This window comes from Faecalibacterium sp. An192, assembly GCF_002160175.1.
Lineage (GTDB): Bacteria > Bacillota > Clostridia > Oscillospirales > Ruminococcaceae > Faecalibacterium.
On the sequence record NZ_NFKB01000010.1, the window covers coordinates 44,081 to 58,603 of the forward strand.

At 62.7% G+C, this 14,523-nt stretch carries 16 protein-coding genes; 7 read left to right on the plus strand and 9 right to left on the minus strand.

The window, feature by feature from the left end:
• Nucleotides 1–95: 95 nt before the first annotated feature.
• Entirely contained in the window at nt 96–356 is a 261-nt protein-coding gene (rpsT, locus tag B5F27_RS04990; RefSeq protein ID WP_087246109.1) for a 30S ribosomal protein S20, read from the plus strand.
• Nucleotides 357–362: 6 nt separating this feature from the next.
• Here rpsT and B5F27_RS04995 read toward each other — a convergent pair whose 3' ends face one another.
• The 4 genes from B5F27_RS04995 to B5F27_RS05010 all read right to left on the minus strand — a co-directional run bounded on the left by B5F27_RS04995 (nt 363) and on the right by B5F27_RS05010 (nt 2,665).
• Nucleotides 363–671 carry a hypothetical protein gene (locus B5F27_RS04995; RefSeq protein ID WP_087365149.1) on the minus strand — a complete coding sequence of 103 codons (309 nt, stop codon included), beginning with the start codon at nt 669–671 and terminating at the stop codon, nt 363–365.
• A gap of 76 nt (nt 672–747) precedes the next feature.
• Entirely contained in the window at nt 748–1,104 is a 357-nt protein-coding gene (gene spoVAE, locus B5F27_RS05000) for a stage V sporulation protein AE (RefSeq protein WP_087246105.1), read from the minus strand.
• A 2-nt stretch (nt 1,105–1,106) separates the two neighbouring features.
• On the minus strand, nt 1,107–2,126 hold the full coding sequence (locus B5F27_RS05005) for a stage V sporulation protein AD (RefSeq protein ID WP_087246103.1): 1,020 nt from the start codon (nt 2,124–2,126) through the stop codon (nt 1,107–1,109).
• 95 nt (nt 2,127–2,221) lie between these two features.
• Nucleotides 2,222–2,665, minus strand: coding sequence for a SpoVA/SpoVAEb family sporulation membrane protein (locus tag B5F27_RS05010; RefSeq protein ID WP_087365151.1), 444 nt, complete (start codon nt 2,663–2,665; stop codon nt 2,222–2,224).
• Nucleotides 2,666–2,763: 98 nt separating this feature from the next.
• Between B5F27_RS05010 and B5F27_RS05015 the strand changes: the two genes are divergently transcribed.
• The 6 genes from B5F27_RS05015 to B5F27_RS05040 all read left to right on the plus strand — a co-directional run bounded on the left by B5F27_RS05015 (nt 2,764) and on the right by B5F27_RS05040 (nt 8,313).
• A complete protein-coding gene (locus B5F27_RS05015) occupies nt 2,764–3,717 on the plus strand; it encodes a M15 family metallopeptidase (protein ID WP_242962086.1) in 954 nt (317 codons plus the stop codon).
• 151 nt (nt 3,718–3,868) lie between these two features.
• Nucleotides 3,869–4,471 carry a DUF4358 domain-containing protein gene (locus B5F27_RS05020; RefSeq protein ID WP_087365153.1) on the plus strand — a complete coding sequence of 201 codons (603 nt, stop codon included), beginning with the start codon at nt 3,869–3,871 and terminating at the stop codon, nt 4,469–4,471.
• 173 nt (nt 4,472–4,644) lie between these two features.
• A complete protein-coding gene (locus B5F27_RS05025) occupies nt 4,645–6,063 on the plus strand; it encodes an MBOAT family O-acyltransferase (protein WP_087365155.1) in 1,419 nt (472 codons plus the stop codon).
• A 12-nt stretch (nt 6,064–6,075) separates the two neighbouring features.
• Nucleotides 6,076–7,251, plus strand: coding sequence for a DHHW family protein (locus B5F27_RS05030; RefSeq protein WP_087365157.1), 1,176 nt, complete (start codon nt 6,076–6,078; stop codon nt 7,249–7,251).
• A gap of 204 nt (nt 7,252–7,455) precedes the next feature.
• Nucleotides 7,456–7,848: a hypothetical protein gene (locus B5F27_RS05035; RefSeq protein ID WP_087246093.1), complete on the plus strand. Its 393-nt coding sequence runs from the start codon at nt 7,456–7,458 to the stop codon at nt 7,846–7,848.
• Nucleotides 7,849–7,953: 105 nt separating this feature from the next.
• Nucleotides 7,954–8,313 (plus strand): hypothetical protein, encoded by a 360-nt coding sequence (locus B5F27_RS05040; RefSeq protein WP_087365159.1) that lies wholly within the window; start codon nt 7,954–7,956, stop codon nt 8,311–8,313.
• A gap of 316 nt (nt 8,314–8,629) precedes the next feature.
• On the opposite strand, the gene dnaJ is transcribed toward B5F27_RS05040, so the two are convergent.
• The 5 genes from dnaJ to B5F27_RS05065 all read right to left on the minus strand — a co-directional run bounded on the left by dnaJ (nt 8,630) and on the right by B5F27_RS05065 (nt 14,376).
• Nucleotides 8,630–9,793 (minus strand): molecular chaperone DnaJ, encoded by a 1,164-nt coding sequence (dnaJ, locus tag B5F27_RS05045; protein WP_087246089.1) that lies wholly within the window; start codon nt 9,791–9,793, stop codon nt 8,630–8,632.
• Nucleotides 9,794–9,962: 169 nt separating this feature from the next.
• Nucleotides 9,963–11,795 carry a molecular chaperone DnaK gene (dnaK, locus tag B5F27_RS05050; RefSeq protein WP_087365161.1) on the minus strand — a complete coding sequence of 611 codons (1,833 nt, stop codon included), beginning with the start codon at nt 11,793–11,795 and terminating at the stop codon, nt 9,963–9,965.
• Between the two features lie 122 nt (nt 11,796–11,917).
• Nucleotides 11,918–12,574, minus strand: coding sequence for a nucleotide exchange factor GrpE (locus B5F27_RS05055; protein WP_087365163.1), 657 nt, complete (start codon nt 12,572–12,574; stop codon nt 11,918–11,920).
• A gap of 12 nt (nt 12,575–12,586) precedes the next feature.
• Nucleotides 12,587–13,642, minus strand: coding sequence for a heat-inducible transcriptional repressor HrcA (gene hrcA / locus B5F27_RS05060; protein WP_087365165.1), 1,056 nt, complete (start codon nt 13,640–13,642; stop codon nt 12,587–12,589).
• Between the two features lie 191 nt (nt 13,643–13,833).
• Nucleotides 13,834–14,376, minus strand: a complete 543-nt coding sequence (locus B5F27_RS05065) for a stage V sporulation T C-terminal domain-containing protein (protein WP_087246081.1) — start codon at nt 14,374–14,376, stop codon at nt 13,834–13,836.
• Between the last annotated feature and the right edge of the window lie 147 nt (nt 14,377–14,523).

The window sequence follows — 14,523 nt, forward strand, 5'->3', positions numbered from 1 at the left end:
TTTTTCAAACAAAATTTCAAAAAAAGCTTGCGCAGATGCGGCGAATATGGTATCATAAGATGCGCTGTTATAGGTAGCCAAGGAGGTGGAACGAATTGCCTAACATCAAATCTCAGAAGGACCGCGTCGTGCAGGCTGCTGCAGAGCAGGCTCACAACAAGGCCATTAAGACCAACCTGAAAACAGTCGTCAAGAAGGCAAACGCTGCCATCGATGCCAAAGCCGCTGACAAGGACGCAACTGTCCTGGCTGCTGTTTCCGCGATCGACAAGGCCCGCGCCAAAGGCGTGCTGAAGAAAAACACCGCGTCCCGCAAGATCAGCCGTCTGGCCAAGCGCGCCAACAAGGCCGTCTAAAGCCGTTCACGACTGGTTCGATACGATTGACGAGCAAAGCTCTCCGCGCCATGTATTCGGCAGGAGGGCTTTTGTTGTTTGTGCGGGGTTTTCCAGCAGGCCGTCGGGCCCGGCCGGAACGGCGGTTTCGGGGCAAAACAGCCATCCCAGAGCGTACCCCAGGCAGACCAGGCCGGCCAGCAGCAGAGCGGCAGGCCCAAAGCCCGGTTCCCCGCCCCCAAAGGCCCGGGCCAGTCCCCCGGCGGCCCAGTACAGGGAGGGCAGACAGGGCAGCGCCCCGGCGGCATAACGGCAGACCGAACGGATGTTCCTCATATGTAAAAACCCCCTTTTTCCTCCCAGCATAGCGCAGCCGGACGGAAAAAAGGGGCGCTGTATGTCGATGCTGTGATTAGTTTTGGTCGTGGCTTTTCCCGATGAGGGAAAAGATCAGCCCGCAGAGGAGGCTGGCGGCGATACCGGCAGCCCCCGCCTGCAGGCCGCCGGTGAGGCAGCCCAGCAGGCCCTGTTCCTCCACCGCCTGGCGGACGCCCTTGGCCAGCAGATGGCCAAAGCCCAGCAGGGGGACGGTGGCACCGCTGCCCGCCAGCTCGGCCAGAGGGCCGTACAGCCCCAGAGCCGACAAAATCACCCCGGCCACCACATAGCCGGTGAGGATGCGGGCGGGGGTCAGGCTGGTGCGGTCGATGAGGATTTGCCCGATGACGCAGAGACTGCCCCCCACCAGAAAGGCCCAGACGTATTGCATGTTCATTCCTCCTGTGCTGCGGCGGGGGCGGCCAGCTCCACCAGATGGGCGATGGCGGGGATGCTCTCCTTTTGGAGAAAGGTGGTCTGGCTCATGAGGGCCCCGGTGGCGATGAACACCACCCGTTTCAGCTCGCCCGATTCCAGCCGGGGCAGGATGTGGGCCGACAGGACGCTGGCGCAGCAGCCCGGCCCCGAGCCGCCGCTGTGGACCTGGGGGTCCGAGCCGTAGAGCAGACAGCCGCAGTCCTCGTGATGGTAGGGGCCGATGCCCTCGGCTTCCAGCAGCTGGGCCAGCAGATCGCTGCCCACCCGGCCCAGGTCCCCGGTGTAGATGCAGTCCAGGGCGGCGGGCTGGGTGTGGGTGTCGGCCAGATAGTGCAGCAGGGTGGCGGCGGCAGCCGGGGCCATGGCGGCCCCCATGTTGTTGATGTCCCGCACCCGGTAGTCCTGAACCCGGCCAAAGGTGGCGGCCCGGATCAGAACCCCCGGCCCTGCCGGCCGCAGCAGGCAGCAGCCCGCAGCGGTGGCGGTCCACTGGGAGGTGGGGGTGCGGACGGCGCCGTAGCTCAGAGGGGTGCGGAACTGCCGCTCGGCGGCGCAGAAGTGCCCCGACGCCATGGCCAGGATTCCCTCGGCCATCCCGCCGGCGCAGAGGGCGGCCCCCAGACCCAGGGCCTCGGCCATGGTGCTGCAGGCCCCGAACACCCCCGCAAAGGGGATGTCCAGCTCCCGCATGGTGTAGTTGGAGGCGGTGCACTGGGCCTGCAGGTCCCCCGCCAGAACCAGGTTCACCGACCGCTCGGCGGCCCCCGCCTTTTGCAGGCAGAGCCGGGCGGCCCGCAGCTGCAGGACCTTTTCGGCCGCCTCCCAGGTTTTCTGGCCCAGGCGGTTGTCCCGGCTCAGCTCGTCAAAGCCCTCGGCCAGAGGGCTGCGGCTCTCCTTTTTGCCGCCCACCGCCGCGTGCGCCGCGATGACCGGCGGCGCGGAGAAAATCAGGGTGTCGCCATGCCGCTGCGCCATGGAATGCCCCACTCCTTTCGGATGTTTCCCAGGGCGGAGAAAATCAAATCTCTCGCCTTGTTTTTGCAATATTTTCCATCCACTGGACGTATCCTCTATATGAGGCCCGCCAGCCACAGAACCAGCCCGTACACCGCCGAGGCCGCCGTGCCGTAGACAATCACCGGCCCGGCGATGGTGAACATCTTGGCCCCGGTGCCGGTGACCCGGCCCTCGGACTGAAACTCAATGGCCGCGCTGACCACCGAGTTGGCAAAGCCGGTGATGGGCACCAGACTTCCCGCCCCGGCCCGGGCCGCCAGCTTCTGGTACCACCCCAGGGTGGTGCACAGCCCCGACAAAAGGATCAGGGTGCAGCTGGTGAGGGTGCCGGCGGTGTCGGGGTCGGCACCCGCCGCCAGATACCGCTGGCGGAACCATTCCCCCAGCAGGCAGATGCCTCCGCCCACGCAGAAGGCCCACAGGCAGTCCCGCACTATAGGGGACGGCGGCCCGGCCTGCTGAACCCGGCGGGCGTATTCCTCGCTTGACAGATGCATAAAACCGTTCGCCTCACTCGTCTGTTTGGCAGATAGTCTGCCCGGGGTGCGGCGTGATTATACCAGATTCTACATTTCAGAACAGAGAGGTCTTTTGTATGCAGCAGCCTATGGCTCCTATGCCCAATGATCCGTCCCACCGCCCGCGCCGCAAACTGACCCGGGCCGAAATTCGCCGCCGTCGCCGCCGCCGTGCGGCCCGGCGCCTCACCGTCTTTTTCTGTGCCCTGGCCCTGGTGGCAGGAGGCGTCTCCTTCGCCGTCACCCGGATGCAGGCCGCCGCGTCCAGTGCCTCCACCACCACCCCGGCCAGCAGCACCCTGCCCGCCGGCTCGGCGGCGTCCGGCTCCAACAGCCCGGCGGCATCCTCCTCTTCCCAGGCCGCTTCTTCGGCCCCGGCAGTGCCCCAGAACGCTCTGGGCCTCACCGCCGCCGAGGCCCAGGCCATGCTGAACGATTCCCGGATGGTGCTGGTGAACCACGACTCCCCCATGCCGGAGGACTACACCTTCGACACCAAGGAGTGCGGCTCGGCCACCGCCATCAACAAGACCCTTCAGACCGAGGCCGCCGACGCCTTCCTGGAGATGCAGGCCGCGGCAGCCGCCGACGGCGTCACCATCTGGATGCAGAGCGGCTACCGGAGCGTGTCCTACCAGACCACCCTGTACAACAACAAAACCCAGCAGTACCTGAACCAGGGCTACGATGAAGCCACCGCCCGGGAGCTGGCCGCCGGCATCGTCAACCCTCCGGGATATTCCGAGCACAACTGCGGCCTGGCCGCCGACCTGAACTGCCCCGACTTCACCGACCTGGACACCGGCTTTGAGAACACCACCGCCTTTGCCTGGCTGTGCGAGCACGCCGAACAGTACGGCTTCATCCTCCGCTACCCCAAGGGAGAAGAGGCCGAGGCCGTCACCGAGATCACCTATGAGCCCTGGCATTGGCGCTATGTAGGCCCCGAAAACGCCGCCCGAATCAACGAAAGCGGGCTGGTTTTTGAGGAGTATATCGCCGAGCTGCAGAAGATCGCCGCGGCGGTGTAAAGACCCTGGAAACGGGGTGTGAAAGTTTTGGCCCGGATTGCATTTTGCAGTTTGATATGATAAGATAATCATGGTTTGCAAAAACCTGTATGCGTAGCGCTGCGCCCCGGGCGCACCAACGATACAATCGAGAGAAGGAAAAGGAAATATTATGATGAAACGTAATTTCTTGTTTTCGTTGACTGCACTGATTCTCTGCGCTGCCCTGCTGGCAGGCTGCGGCGGATCTTCCGATGATGCCAGCAGCACCGCCAGCTCGGCGGCGTCTGCCCCCGCCTCCTCCGCCGCCGGCGAGGCCCGCACCGATGATGCGGGCACGGCCGCTCCGAACAATGCGGAAAACGGTTCCGACCAGCTGTCGGCCATTGCGGACCAGCTGCTGGAGGCCAACCCCATCTCCAATCAGTTTGAGATCTCGGCCATGAACATCGAGTACGACTTCGGCCTGGCGGCCGAGGACGTGGCCAGCTACAAGGGCATCAAGAGCAATGACAACGGCGACGCCGGCCTGGTGCTGGTGATCCAGCCCGCCGCCGGCAAGTCCGAGGCCATCTGCGAGCAGCTGCAGACCTACAAGGAGGACCAGGTGGCCTTCTACGGCAACTACTCTGAATTTGCCCAGGCCCAGAGCAACGTGGAAAACGCAGTGATCTCGGGCCGGGATAACCTGGTGGTCATGGTCATCGCCTCCAATGAGGCCACCGCTGACCTGGGTCAGGCCGTGGACGACGTGATGAACGGATACGCACAGTAAGATTTTGCCCCCGCGATGGGGTTCGGGCCGCCGTGACCGGCGCCCGGGCCCTGCCCGGCGGGAAATCTGCTGTAGTCCCTGAGCCAATGCCTCTGGGGCATCGGCTCTTATTTGACCCAGGCGTTCTCACGAGAATGGCCCCACACCCACCCTGCTGGTAAGGAGATACGGCCTTGATATTCAGTTCGATCATCTTCCTGTTTCATTTTCTGCCCTTTACCCTGGCGGCCTATTATATTGCCCCCGCCCGGGCCAAGAACACCGTCCTGTTTTTGTGCAGCCTGGTGTTCTACTGCTGGGGCGAAGTCCGGTTTTTCCCGGTGATGCTGGGCCTGATCCTCATCAACTACCTGTGCGGTTTGGGGATCGCCCTCTTTGACCGCCGCCCCCTGGGGCGGAAAATCCTCCTGGCGGTGGCCCTGGTGGGCAGCCTGGGGATGCTGTTCTACTTCAAATACACCAACTTTGTGCTGGAAAGCGCCAACGCCCTGCTGGGGACAAGCTTTGCCCCCATCGAGGGCATCAGCGTCTTGCCCCTGGGCATCAGCTTCTACACCTTCCAGACGTTGTCCTATACCATCGACGTCTACTGGCGGAACGTCCCGGCCGAAAAGAACATCATCGACTTCGGCGCCTATGTGGTCATGTTCCCCCAGCTGATCGCCGGTCCCATCGTCAAATACCGGGATGTGGCCGCCCAGCTCCACGTCTACAAGCACCGCTATTCCCTGGCCCAGATTGAGGAGGGCGTGACCATCTTCACCTTCGGCCTGGCCAAAAAGGTGCTGCTGGCCGACGCCATCGGCGCCCTCTGGACCGATATCATCGGCATCGCCGACGACGCCTCGGTGACCTTTGTGGGCCTGGCCAATGCCTCCACCCCGCTGGTGTGGCTGGGCATCCTGGCCTACAGCTTCCAGCTGTACTTTGACTTCTCGGGCTACTCCATGATGGCCATCGGCATGGGCAAGATGATGGGCTTTGAGTTCCCCCAGAACTTCAACTATCCGTATATTTCCGCCTCCATCACCGAGTTCTGGCGGCGGTGGCATATGACCCTGTCGGGCTGGTTCCGGGAGTATGTGTATATCCCCCTGGGCGGCAACCGCAAGGGCCTCAAACGTCAGATCCTCAACCTGTTCATCGTGGAGCTGCTCACCGGCATCTGGCACGGCGCCAACTGGAACTTCATCTGCTGGGGCCTGTACTATTTCGTCCTGCTGGCGGTGGAAAAGCTGTTCCTCCTGAAATACCTGCAAAAGGGCAAAATCTGGCCCCACATTTACACCCTGTTCTTTGTGGTGGTGGGCTGGGCCATGTTTGTGGGCAACGACGCCGGCGTCCAGTTCGGCCTGCTGTTCCAGAAGCTGTTCATCCCCTCGGGCGGCGTGTCGCCGGTGTACTTCCTCCGGAACTACGGCGTCCTGCTGGTGGTGTCGGCCATCTGCTGCACCCCCCTCATCGGGAAGGTCTGGGACCTGCTCAAACGGCGGAACTGGACAAGGGTGCTGACGGTGGCCCTGCTGCTGGTGGTCTCCACCGCCTATGTGGTGGGCAGCACCAACAGCCCCTTCCTCTACTTCAACTTCTAAGGAGGCCGCACCATGGAACAAAAGAAAAAACGCGGCGGGCTGATCCATTACCCGGTTTTGATCCTGTTCAGCGTCTTTTTTGTGGGCGTGTTTGTGCTGGACCTGCTGACCCCTGACCGTCAGGTCAGCGAGCTGGAAAACACCACTCTGACCCAGCGCCCCGCCATTACCACCCAGCTGCTGACGGCCAAGGGCCTGAACCAGTTTTTCAGCAACTACACCCAGTACACCAAGGACCAGATTCCCGGCCGCGACGGCTGGATCAGCCTCCAGAGCTTTGTGGAGACGGCCCTGTTCCAAAAGACCCAGAGCGGCGGCGTTCTGCTGGGGGACGAGGGCCAGATGATCAACCGGACCTTCGGCCTGGTGTCCAGCGAGGAGCGGACCCTGCCCCGGAACATCGCCGCGGTGACCTCCCTGGCCTCCCGCTATCCCGGCAAGGTCTATACCATGGTGGTGCCCTCGGCGGCCACCATCTACCCCGAGCGGGTGCCGGTGGGCACCCCCCTGCTGGACGAAACCGTCTATCTGAAGCAGATTCAGACGGCGGTGGAGGAGGCCGGCGGCACCTTCGTGTCGGTGGCGCAGACTTTGTCCGACCACCGGGACGAGTATATCTACTATCGCACCGACCACCACTGGACCACCCAGGGCGCCTACTATGCCTACAGCCATCTGTGCAGCCTGCTGGGCCTGACGCCCTTTGACCTGTCGGCCCACCAGGCGGTGGAAGTGCCCGACTTTTACGGCACCTTCTATTCCCGGGCCCGCACCTGGAACGCCCAGCCCGACACCCTGACCTATTACCAGCTGGACAACTCCCTGACCATCTATACCGTCACGGGGCCCGGCATGCCCGAGGCGGGCAACACCACCGGCCTGTACGATCTGTCCAAGCTGGAGGTCTACGACAAATATGCGGCCTTCCTCCACGGAAACAACGGCATGAGCCGGGTGGAGGGCGACGGCGAGGGCAGCATTCTGGTTATCAAGGACAGCTATGCCAACTCCTTTGTCCCCTTCCTGACCGCAAACTATGCCGACATCGACGTGGTGGACCTGCGGAACTACAACTACGGCCTGGATACCCTGATTGACCAGAACGACTATGACCAGATTCTGGTTTTGTACAGTTTTGACAGTTTCAAGAGCGATCCCTACCTGTACCGGGCCGGGATTGAAGGGTGAAAAAATCGAGACGGGGCGTCTTTCCACAAAGAATGCTATACAATATTATGAAAACCGCCTAAATTTCACACTTTTTTCAAGGAAACTCTTGAGCATTCTCTCACAATGTGGTAAAATGGGATTGAACCCAAAAGGTGTGGGAGAATCTGTTTTGCGGGCAGGTGAAAACCCGCCGGTATCCGATCAGCAAAGGAGATTTGACCTATGAAAGATGCGATCCGTTACCCGGAACATTTCGCCCCGGTTGCACAGGACGAGATGGTCTACCTGACTGGCGGCGGTATTGTGGACAGTGTCGGCAACGCTGTGGACAGCGTGGTGGACACCACCGCCTCTGCCATCAATGCCATGGGCACCATCGCCACCATTGTGGGCGTTGCCGTGCTGGCGACCAGCTACATTTGGGGCATCCAGCAGGCCAACCGCTGGCTGGATGACAACGCGGAGGGCAACATTTTCACCATTTTGGGCAGGGCAGTGGATGACCTGGGCGCGGATATGTCCAAGTCGCTGTCGTACTTTACCCGTGATCTGGTGGCGGCCGTTGCGGTGGTGGGCCTGTGGCCCCTGAGCATCCCGCTGCTGATCTTCACCTGATTTGGTTTGCAAACGGTTGCATTTCTGCTGGAACTCTCATCCAGTCGAAGGCTGGAATGTACCGTTCACAATAGCCTAATCTTTGCAAAGAAAAGGAGCATCATTATGGAAATGACCGTTCGTATGCCCGCTAATTACAACCTCATGACGGAAGACGAGATGACCTATACCACCGGCGGCGCTGACGCTGGTAGCGTTGCTGCTCTGATCAGCGGCGGCATCTCCCTGGCTGTTAGCGGCCTGCTTCTGTACAACTGGATCGATCAGCTGCTGGGCGCTCGCCGCTGGTATGCTGCTAACAAGACCGGCAACATCGGCACCGACCTGGAGAAGGGCGTTGACACCTGGCTGAACTACACCACCACCTCTGTCCTGAACTGCGTCCGCAGCGTTCTGGCTACTGCCGCTTCCATCGGCAGCCCCCTGGGCTGGGTTGTGTCGGCTGTCGCATTCGCCACCGTCTAACCTCTGCAATTCCACCAAAGACCTAAACAGGCGGCGGTCCTCCCTTCGGGGCGGGGCCGCCGCCCTCTTTTTATGCTTTCGAGCCCCCGGTGCCGCCGCGCTGCAGCCGCCGCAGAGGGCCGGCATAGGCCCCGGCTTTGCTGCTGGGGGCCAGCCCCCTTCCCTGCGCCCTGTCCGGCGGCCTGGAGGGGGCGCTTTGGTTTGGACGGGAAAAGTCCCGCCCCTGACCCAAAGGCCCCTCCAGGGCCTGCAAACCCCTGCAAAAAAGACCCCGAAGGGCATCGCTGCCTTTCGGGGTCTTTGAGATCTTGGGGGATTACTTGTTGAGAATGTCTTTCAGCTTGCGGAAGAAGCCCTTCCGCTTTTCGTAGTTGTCCTCCTTCAGGGTGCCCTCGAACTTCTTCAGGGCCTCCCGCTGGGTCTTGTTCAGCTTCTTGGGGATTTCCACGTCGCACTTGACGTACATATCGCCCCGGCCGCGGCCGTTCAGATACTGAATGCCCTTGCCCCGCAGCCGGAAGGTGGTGCCGCTCTGGGTGCCTTCGGGCAGGTTGTACTCCACCTTGCCGTCGATGGTGGGGACGGTGATGTTGTCGCCCAGAACCGCCTGGCTGAAGGTGATGGGGATGGTGACCCAGACGTCGTAGCCGTCCCGCTGGAACAGGTCGTCGGGCCGGACGGTGACCATCACGATGACATCACCGGCGGGGCCGCCGTTGGTGCCGGCATCGCCCATGCCCCGCAGCGCAATGCTCTGATCGTCGTCAATACCCATGGGGATATTGACCTCCAGGGTCTTTTTGGTGGCCACACGGCCGCTGCCATGGCAGACCTTGCAAGGGGTCTTGATGAGCTTGCCCTTGCCGCCGCAGCGGGTGCAGGGCTGCTGGCTCTGCATCACGCCGAAGGGGGTCCGCTGCTGCTGGACGGTGTAGCCGCGGCCGTTGCAGTCGGGGCACACCTCGGGGGTGGTGCCGGGGGCTGCGCCGGAACCATTGCACTCGGTACAGGTCTGCTGCCGGGTGATGGTGATGTTCTTCTTGCAGCCGTGGACCGCCTCGTCAAAGCTCAGGGTGATCCGCACCCGGATGTCCTGGCCCTTGCGGGGGGCGTTGGGGTTGGAGCGGGCGCCGCCGCCGGCGAATCCGCCGAAGCCGCCGCCGAAAATATCCCCAAAGATGTCGCCCAGGTCCACCCCGCCGAAGCCGCCGAAACCGCCTGCGCCGCCCTGGCTGGCTGCGTAGTTGGGATCGACGCCCGCAAAGCCGAACTGGTCATAGCGCTTGCGCTTGTCGGGGTCGGACAAGACCTCGTGGGCCTCGTTGATCTCTTTGAATTTTTCCTCGGCGGTCTTGTCGCCGGGGTTGTAGTCCGGGTGGTACTTCAGGGCCAGCTTCCGGTAGGCCTTTTTGATTTCCTCGTCCGTGGCCGTCTTGGACACACCCAGGACCTCGTAATAGTCACGTTTCTCCTGTGCCATTTCCACTCACCTCTCGCCTGCCAGCCGCGCTGGCTCTAAAACCGGCAAATGCCGCCCCGGGGAAAACCGGAGCGGCTTTGCCATGTCCAGGGGCTGCGGCCAGAGGCCGCGCCCTCCTTTCAGCCTGTGCACCCCGCCGGTTTGGCCGGGGTGTCAGTGCATTTTATTCTCAGACTTCCTTGAAGTCGGCGTCCACGACGCCGTCATCGTTGGCCTGGTTGCTGCTGTTGCTGCTGCCAGCATCGGGGCCGGGGTTGGCGCCGGCGGCCTGCTGGGCGGCTGCGGCGGACTGATACATCCGCTCGAACACCTGGCTCAGAGCCTCCTGCTTGGCCTTGATGTCGTCGATGCTGCCGGACTGCAGGGTGTTCTTCAGGTCGGCCAGCTTGCTCTCGGCCTCGCTCTTGACGTCGGCGGGCAGCTTGTCGCCGTTCTCCTTCAGCATCTTCTCAGTCTGGAAGACCATCTGGTCGGCGCCGTTGCGGATGTCTACTTCCTCGCGCTTCTTCTTGTCCTCAGCGGCATACTGCTCGGCTTCCTTGACAGCCTTGTCGATGTCGTCCTTGGACATGTTGGTGGAAGCGGTGATGGTGATGTTCTGCTCCTTGCCGGTGCCCAGGTCCTTGGCGCTGACCTTCACGATGCCGTTGGCGTCGATATCGAAGGTGACCTCAATCTGAGGCACGCCGCGGGGAGCCGGTGCAATGCCGTCCAGGTGGAACACACCCAGGCTCTTGTTGTCGCGGGCAAACTCACGCTCGCCCTGCAGGACGTTGACCTCAACCGAGGGCTGGTTGTCAGCGGCGGTGGAGAAGACCTGGCTCTTGTGGGTGGGGATGGTGGTGTTGCGCTCGATGATCTTGGTGCAGACGCCGCCCAGGGTCTCAATGCCCAGGCTCAGCGGGGTGACATCCAGCAGCAGCAGGCCCTTGACGTCGCCCTGCAGAACGCCGCCCTGGATGGCAGCGCCCACGGCCACGCACTCGTCGGGGTTGATGCCCTTGAAGGGCTCGCAGTTCAGTTCCTTCTTGACGGCGTCGTAGACGGCGGGGATACGGGTGGAGCCGCCCACCATCAGGACCTTCTTCAGGTCGGAAGCGCGCAGGCCGGCGTCAGCCAGAGCCTTGCGGACGGGGGTCATGGTGCGGTCAACCAGATCTGCGGTCAGCTCGTTGAACTTGGCGCGGGTCAGGGTCATATCCAGGTGCTTGGGGCCGGTGGCGTCGGCGGTGATGAAGGGCAGGTTGATCTGGCTGGTCATGGCGCTGGACAGCTCGATCTTGGCCTTCTCAGCGGCCTCCTTCAGGCGCTGGGCAGCCATCTTGTCCTTGCGCAGGTCGATGCCGTTCTCGGTCTGGAAAGCGTCTGCCATCCAGTCGATGATGCGCTGGTCGAAGTCGTCGCCGCCCAGGTGGGTGTCGCCGTTGGTGGACAGAACCTCGGTGACGCCGTCGCCCATCTCAATGATGGAGACGTCGAAGGTGCCGCCGCCCAGGTCGTAGACCATGATCTTCTGGTCCTCTTCCTTGTCGATGCCGTAGGCCAGAGATGCGGCGGTGGGCTCGTTGATGATGCGGCGGACGTTCAGGCCGGCGATGGTGCCTGCGTCCTTGGTGGCCTGACGCTGGCTGTCGTTGAAGTATGCGGGAACGGTGATGACGGCCTCGGTGACGGTCTCGCCCAGGTAAGCCTCGGCGTCAGCCTTCAGCTTCTGCAGGATCATAGCGCTGACCTGCTGGGGAGTGTACTCCTTGCCGTCCAGGGTGACCTTCTCGTTGGTGCCCATCTTACGCTTGATGGACGAGACGGTGTTGTCGGGGTTGGTGATGGCCTGGCGCTTTGCCACCTGGCCCACCAGGCGGTCGCCGGTCTTGGTGAAGCCCACCACAGACGGGGTGGTGCGTGCACCTTCCGCGTTGGGGATGACGACGGGCTCGCCGCCTTCCATCACGGCAACGCAGCTATTCGTAGTACCAAGGTCGATACCAATAATCTTGCTCATAAAAATGGCTCCTCTCTCAAAGCTCAGCTTGAAATGTTTTTTGTTGTTTGTTTATCAGTGATCGCAATGTGTTACGGGATTGATTCTATCGGGACTCCCGCCGGGGCGGGAGCTGCGGCAGACTATTCGGCCACCACCACGGTGGCGTGACGGACGATCTTGTCGCCCAGCTTGTAGCCCTTCTGGTAGACGGTGACCACCGTGCCGCTCTCCTGGCCCTCCTGGGCGGGAACCTGCTGCACTGCGTTCATGAAGTTGGGATCGAAGGGCTTGCCCAGCACCTCGATTTCCTCCACCCGCAGGGTCTGAAAGGCTTTGGCGGCCTTATCCAGGGTCATGATGACGCCCTTCTTGTAGTTCTCATCGGTACAGGGGGCGTTGGCGGCCATGTCCAGGGTGTCCAGAATCGGGATGATCTGGTTGACGGCGTAGGAGATGCCGTCGTTGAACTTCTGGTCGGCCTCCCGGGTGGAACGCTTGCGGTAGTTGTCGTACTCGGCAGCCACCCGCAGCAGCTGATCCTTGGCCTGGGCGGCTGCCTTCTCGACAGCGTCCAGCTTGGCCTTGAGGGCCTCGGTGTCCCGGTTCTTTTTGCCGAACCAGCCGTCTTTCTTTTTGGGCTCCTCTTTGGAGCTGTCGGTTTCGGCCGCAGGGGCGGTATCCTCTGCGCCGGGAGCGGCGGCTTCCTGGGCCGCTGCCTCCTCGCCCACCGGCTGCTGATCGGTCTGCTGGGATGCAGAAGTCTCAGCCTCGGGGGCCTTCTTGGTTTCTTCGCTCATCTGCGCGCCTCCTTATGCTTTACGGCCTGCCCGGGGTACGGCGGCCTGGGGTGTATCTTTTCGTTTGCCGGCCATGCCTTCGCCCAGTTCGTCGGCAAAGGCTTCCAGCAGCGGGATGACTTTACTAAAGGGCATCCGGGTGGGGCCGATGAGGGCCACCGAGCCGTACAGGCCGCCGCCCACCAGATACCGGCAGCTGACCACCGACAGACCCGGGATGCGGGGCTCCATGTCCTCGCCCAGCAGGACGCTGGTGCTCTCGGCGGGGGCCGCAATGATGCGGGCCGCCGCGGCCTCGTCGTTCAGGAGGGACAGGACCGTCTGGACCTTGCCCTCCAGCTGGGGCCAGTTGAGCAGGAAGGGCTCGCCGCCCAGATAAACCCGGGGGGTGGCGGATTCCTGCAGGATGGCCGCCGCGGCGCTGATGACCGGCACCAGGGACGGGCTGATCTGGCTGCAAAGTTCCGCCAGCGCCCGGCGGGACAGGTCCACCGCCGCCACAAAGGTCAGATTGTGATTCAGCAGAGCGGCCAGCTCGGCGGCCTTCTCACGGGTGAGGCCGTCCCGGACCCGGGCCACCCGGGTTCGGACGTAGCCGGCGGAAGTGACCGCCAGCACCGCCGCAGCGCTGCGGCCCACCTGCACCACCTCGAAGTGTGCCACGCACAGATCCTCGGCGCAGGGGGTGCTGATGGCGGCGGTGTAGCCGCTCATCTGGGCCAGGGCCTTGACGGCGCCCTGGGCCAGCCGGTCGGGCTCGTGGTCCAGGCTGGCAAAGACGCTGTCCACTCTGGAGCGGGTGACCCGGTCCAGGGGCTGGGTGTCGTCCAGCAGATGGTCCAGATAGTACCGGTAGCCCTTGGCACTGGGTACCCGGCCTGCGCTGGTGTGGGGCTGCTCCAGCAGTCCCAGCCGCGTCAGGGCCGCCATCTCATTGCGCAGTGTCGCGCTTGACACCGCCATATCGAAGTAGTTGGCAAGGACGCTGCTGCCGACTGGCTCGCCTTCTACGCTGTAGAGGGATACGATGGCCCGCAGCACACGCTGCTTGCGCTCATCCATTGCCATGCTGTCCTGCCTCCTTGCTTTTGCTAGTTTGTTTAGCACTCTTTTGTTCTGAGTGCTAAGTTTATTATATGCAAATCCGCGGCGGTGTCAAGGGGGTGGGAAAAAAGTTTTCAATTCTGTCATAAACTCCAGCAAAAAAGGCTGTGCACCCGGCGGACGGGCACACAGCCTGGGGAGGATGGGCGCGCAGCTCACTCCTCCATCTGCTTGGCAAGGAAGGCGGCAGCCACCGAGACGGCCTTCTGGTGGGCGGCGTCGGGTTTTTCGGTGCGGTCGTCGGTGAGAAGGCCCACCGAGCCGGTGACGTCGCCGGCGGCCACAATGGGCCAGGCGCAGAGGATGGCCCGGTCCGAGCCTTCACAGGGGAGGACGGCCTGTTCGGGCACGCCCTCGCTGAGGTAGGGCTTGCGGCTTTCCATCAGCTTTTCCAGAGGCTGGCTGATGCTGCGGTCGGCGATTTCCCGCTTGCCGGCGCCGCTGACGGCGATGATGTGGTCCCGGTCCGAGACAAAAGCGGTCAGGGCGAAACTCTTGTTCAGCACGTCGGTGTACTGGCTGGCGGTGCTGTGGAGCTCGCCGATGGGGGAATACTTTTTAAAGATGACCTCGCCGTCGCCGGTGGTGAAGATTTCCAGAGGATCGCCGCGGCGGATGCGCTGGGTGCGGCGGATCTCCTTGGGGATGACCACGCGGCCCAGCTCATCAATACGGCGCACAATGCCGGTTGCTTTCATGATCTTTTCCTCGCTTTCCTGTTGGTTGGGTTCTGCTGGATAGTATTTGTCATTGGGTGGGAATTATACAGGCCGGGGCAAACACAGACAGGATACCCGGCCGATGAAAGGAAAGCCGCTGCCCGGGAGGGGCCGCGTCTCCTCTCC

Coding starts and splice junctions, on each gene's coding strand:
- B5F27_RS05010 (WP_087365151.1), bottom strand. CDS start 2,665: ATGCATCTGTCAAGCGAGGAATACGCCCGCCGGGTTCAGCAGGCCGGG.
- B5F27_RS05015 (WP_242962086.1), top strand. CDS start 2,764: ATGCAGCAGCCTATGGCTCCTATGCCCAATGATCCGTCCCACCGCCCG.
- B5F27_RS05035 (WP_087246093.1), top strand. CDS start 7,456: ATGAAAGATGCGATCCGTTACCCGGAACATTTCGCCCCGGTTGCACAG.
- hrcA (WP_087365165.1), bottom strand. CDS start 13,642: ATGGCAATGGATGAGCGCAAGCAGCGTGTGCTGCGGGCCATCGTATCC.
- B5F27_RS05005 (WP_087246103.1), bottom strand. CDS start 2,126: ATGGCGCAGCGGCATGGCGACACCCTGATTTTCTCCGCGCCGCCGGTC.
- B5F27_RS04995 (WP_087365149.1), bottom strand. CDS start 671: ATGAGGAACATCCGTTCGGTCTGCCGTTATGCCGCCGGGGCGCTGCCC.
- B5F27_RS05030 (WP_087365157.1), top strand. CDS start 6,076: ATGGAACAAAAGAAAAAACGCGGCGGGCTGATCCATTACCCGGTTTTG.
- B5F27_RS05020 (WP_087365153.1), top strand. CDS start 3,869: ATGATGAAACGTAATTTCTTGTTTTCGTTGACTGCACTGATTCTCTGC.
- dnaJ (WP_087246089.1), bottom strand. CDS start 9,793: ATGGCACAGGAGAAACGTGACTATTACGAGGTCCTGGGTGTGTCCAAG.
- dnaK (WP_087365161.1), bottom strand. CDS start 11,795: ATGAGCAAGATTATTGGTATCGACCTTGGTACTACGAATAGCTGCGTT.
- B5F27_RS05065 (WP_087246081.1), bottom strand. CDS start 14,376: ATGAAAGCAACCGGCATTGTGCGCCGTATTGATGAGCTGGGCCGCGTG.
- spoVAE (WP_087246105.1), bottom strand. CDS start 1,104: ATGCAATACGTCTGGGCCTTTCTGGTGGGGGGCAGTCTCTGCGTCATC.
- B5F27_RS05055 (WP_087365163.1), bottom strand. CDS start 12,574: ATGAGCGAAGAAACCAAGAAGGCCCCCGAGGCTGAGACTTCTGCATCC.
- B5F27_RS05040 (WP_087365159.1), top strand. CDS start 7,954: ATGGAAATGACCGTTCGTATGCCCGCTAATTACAACCTCATGACGGAA.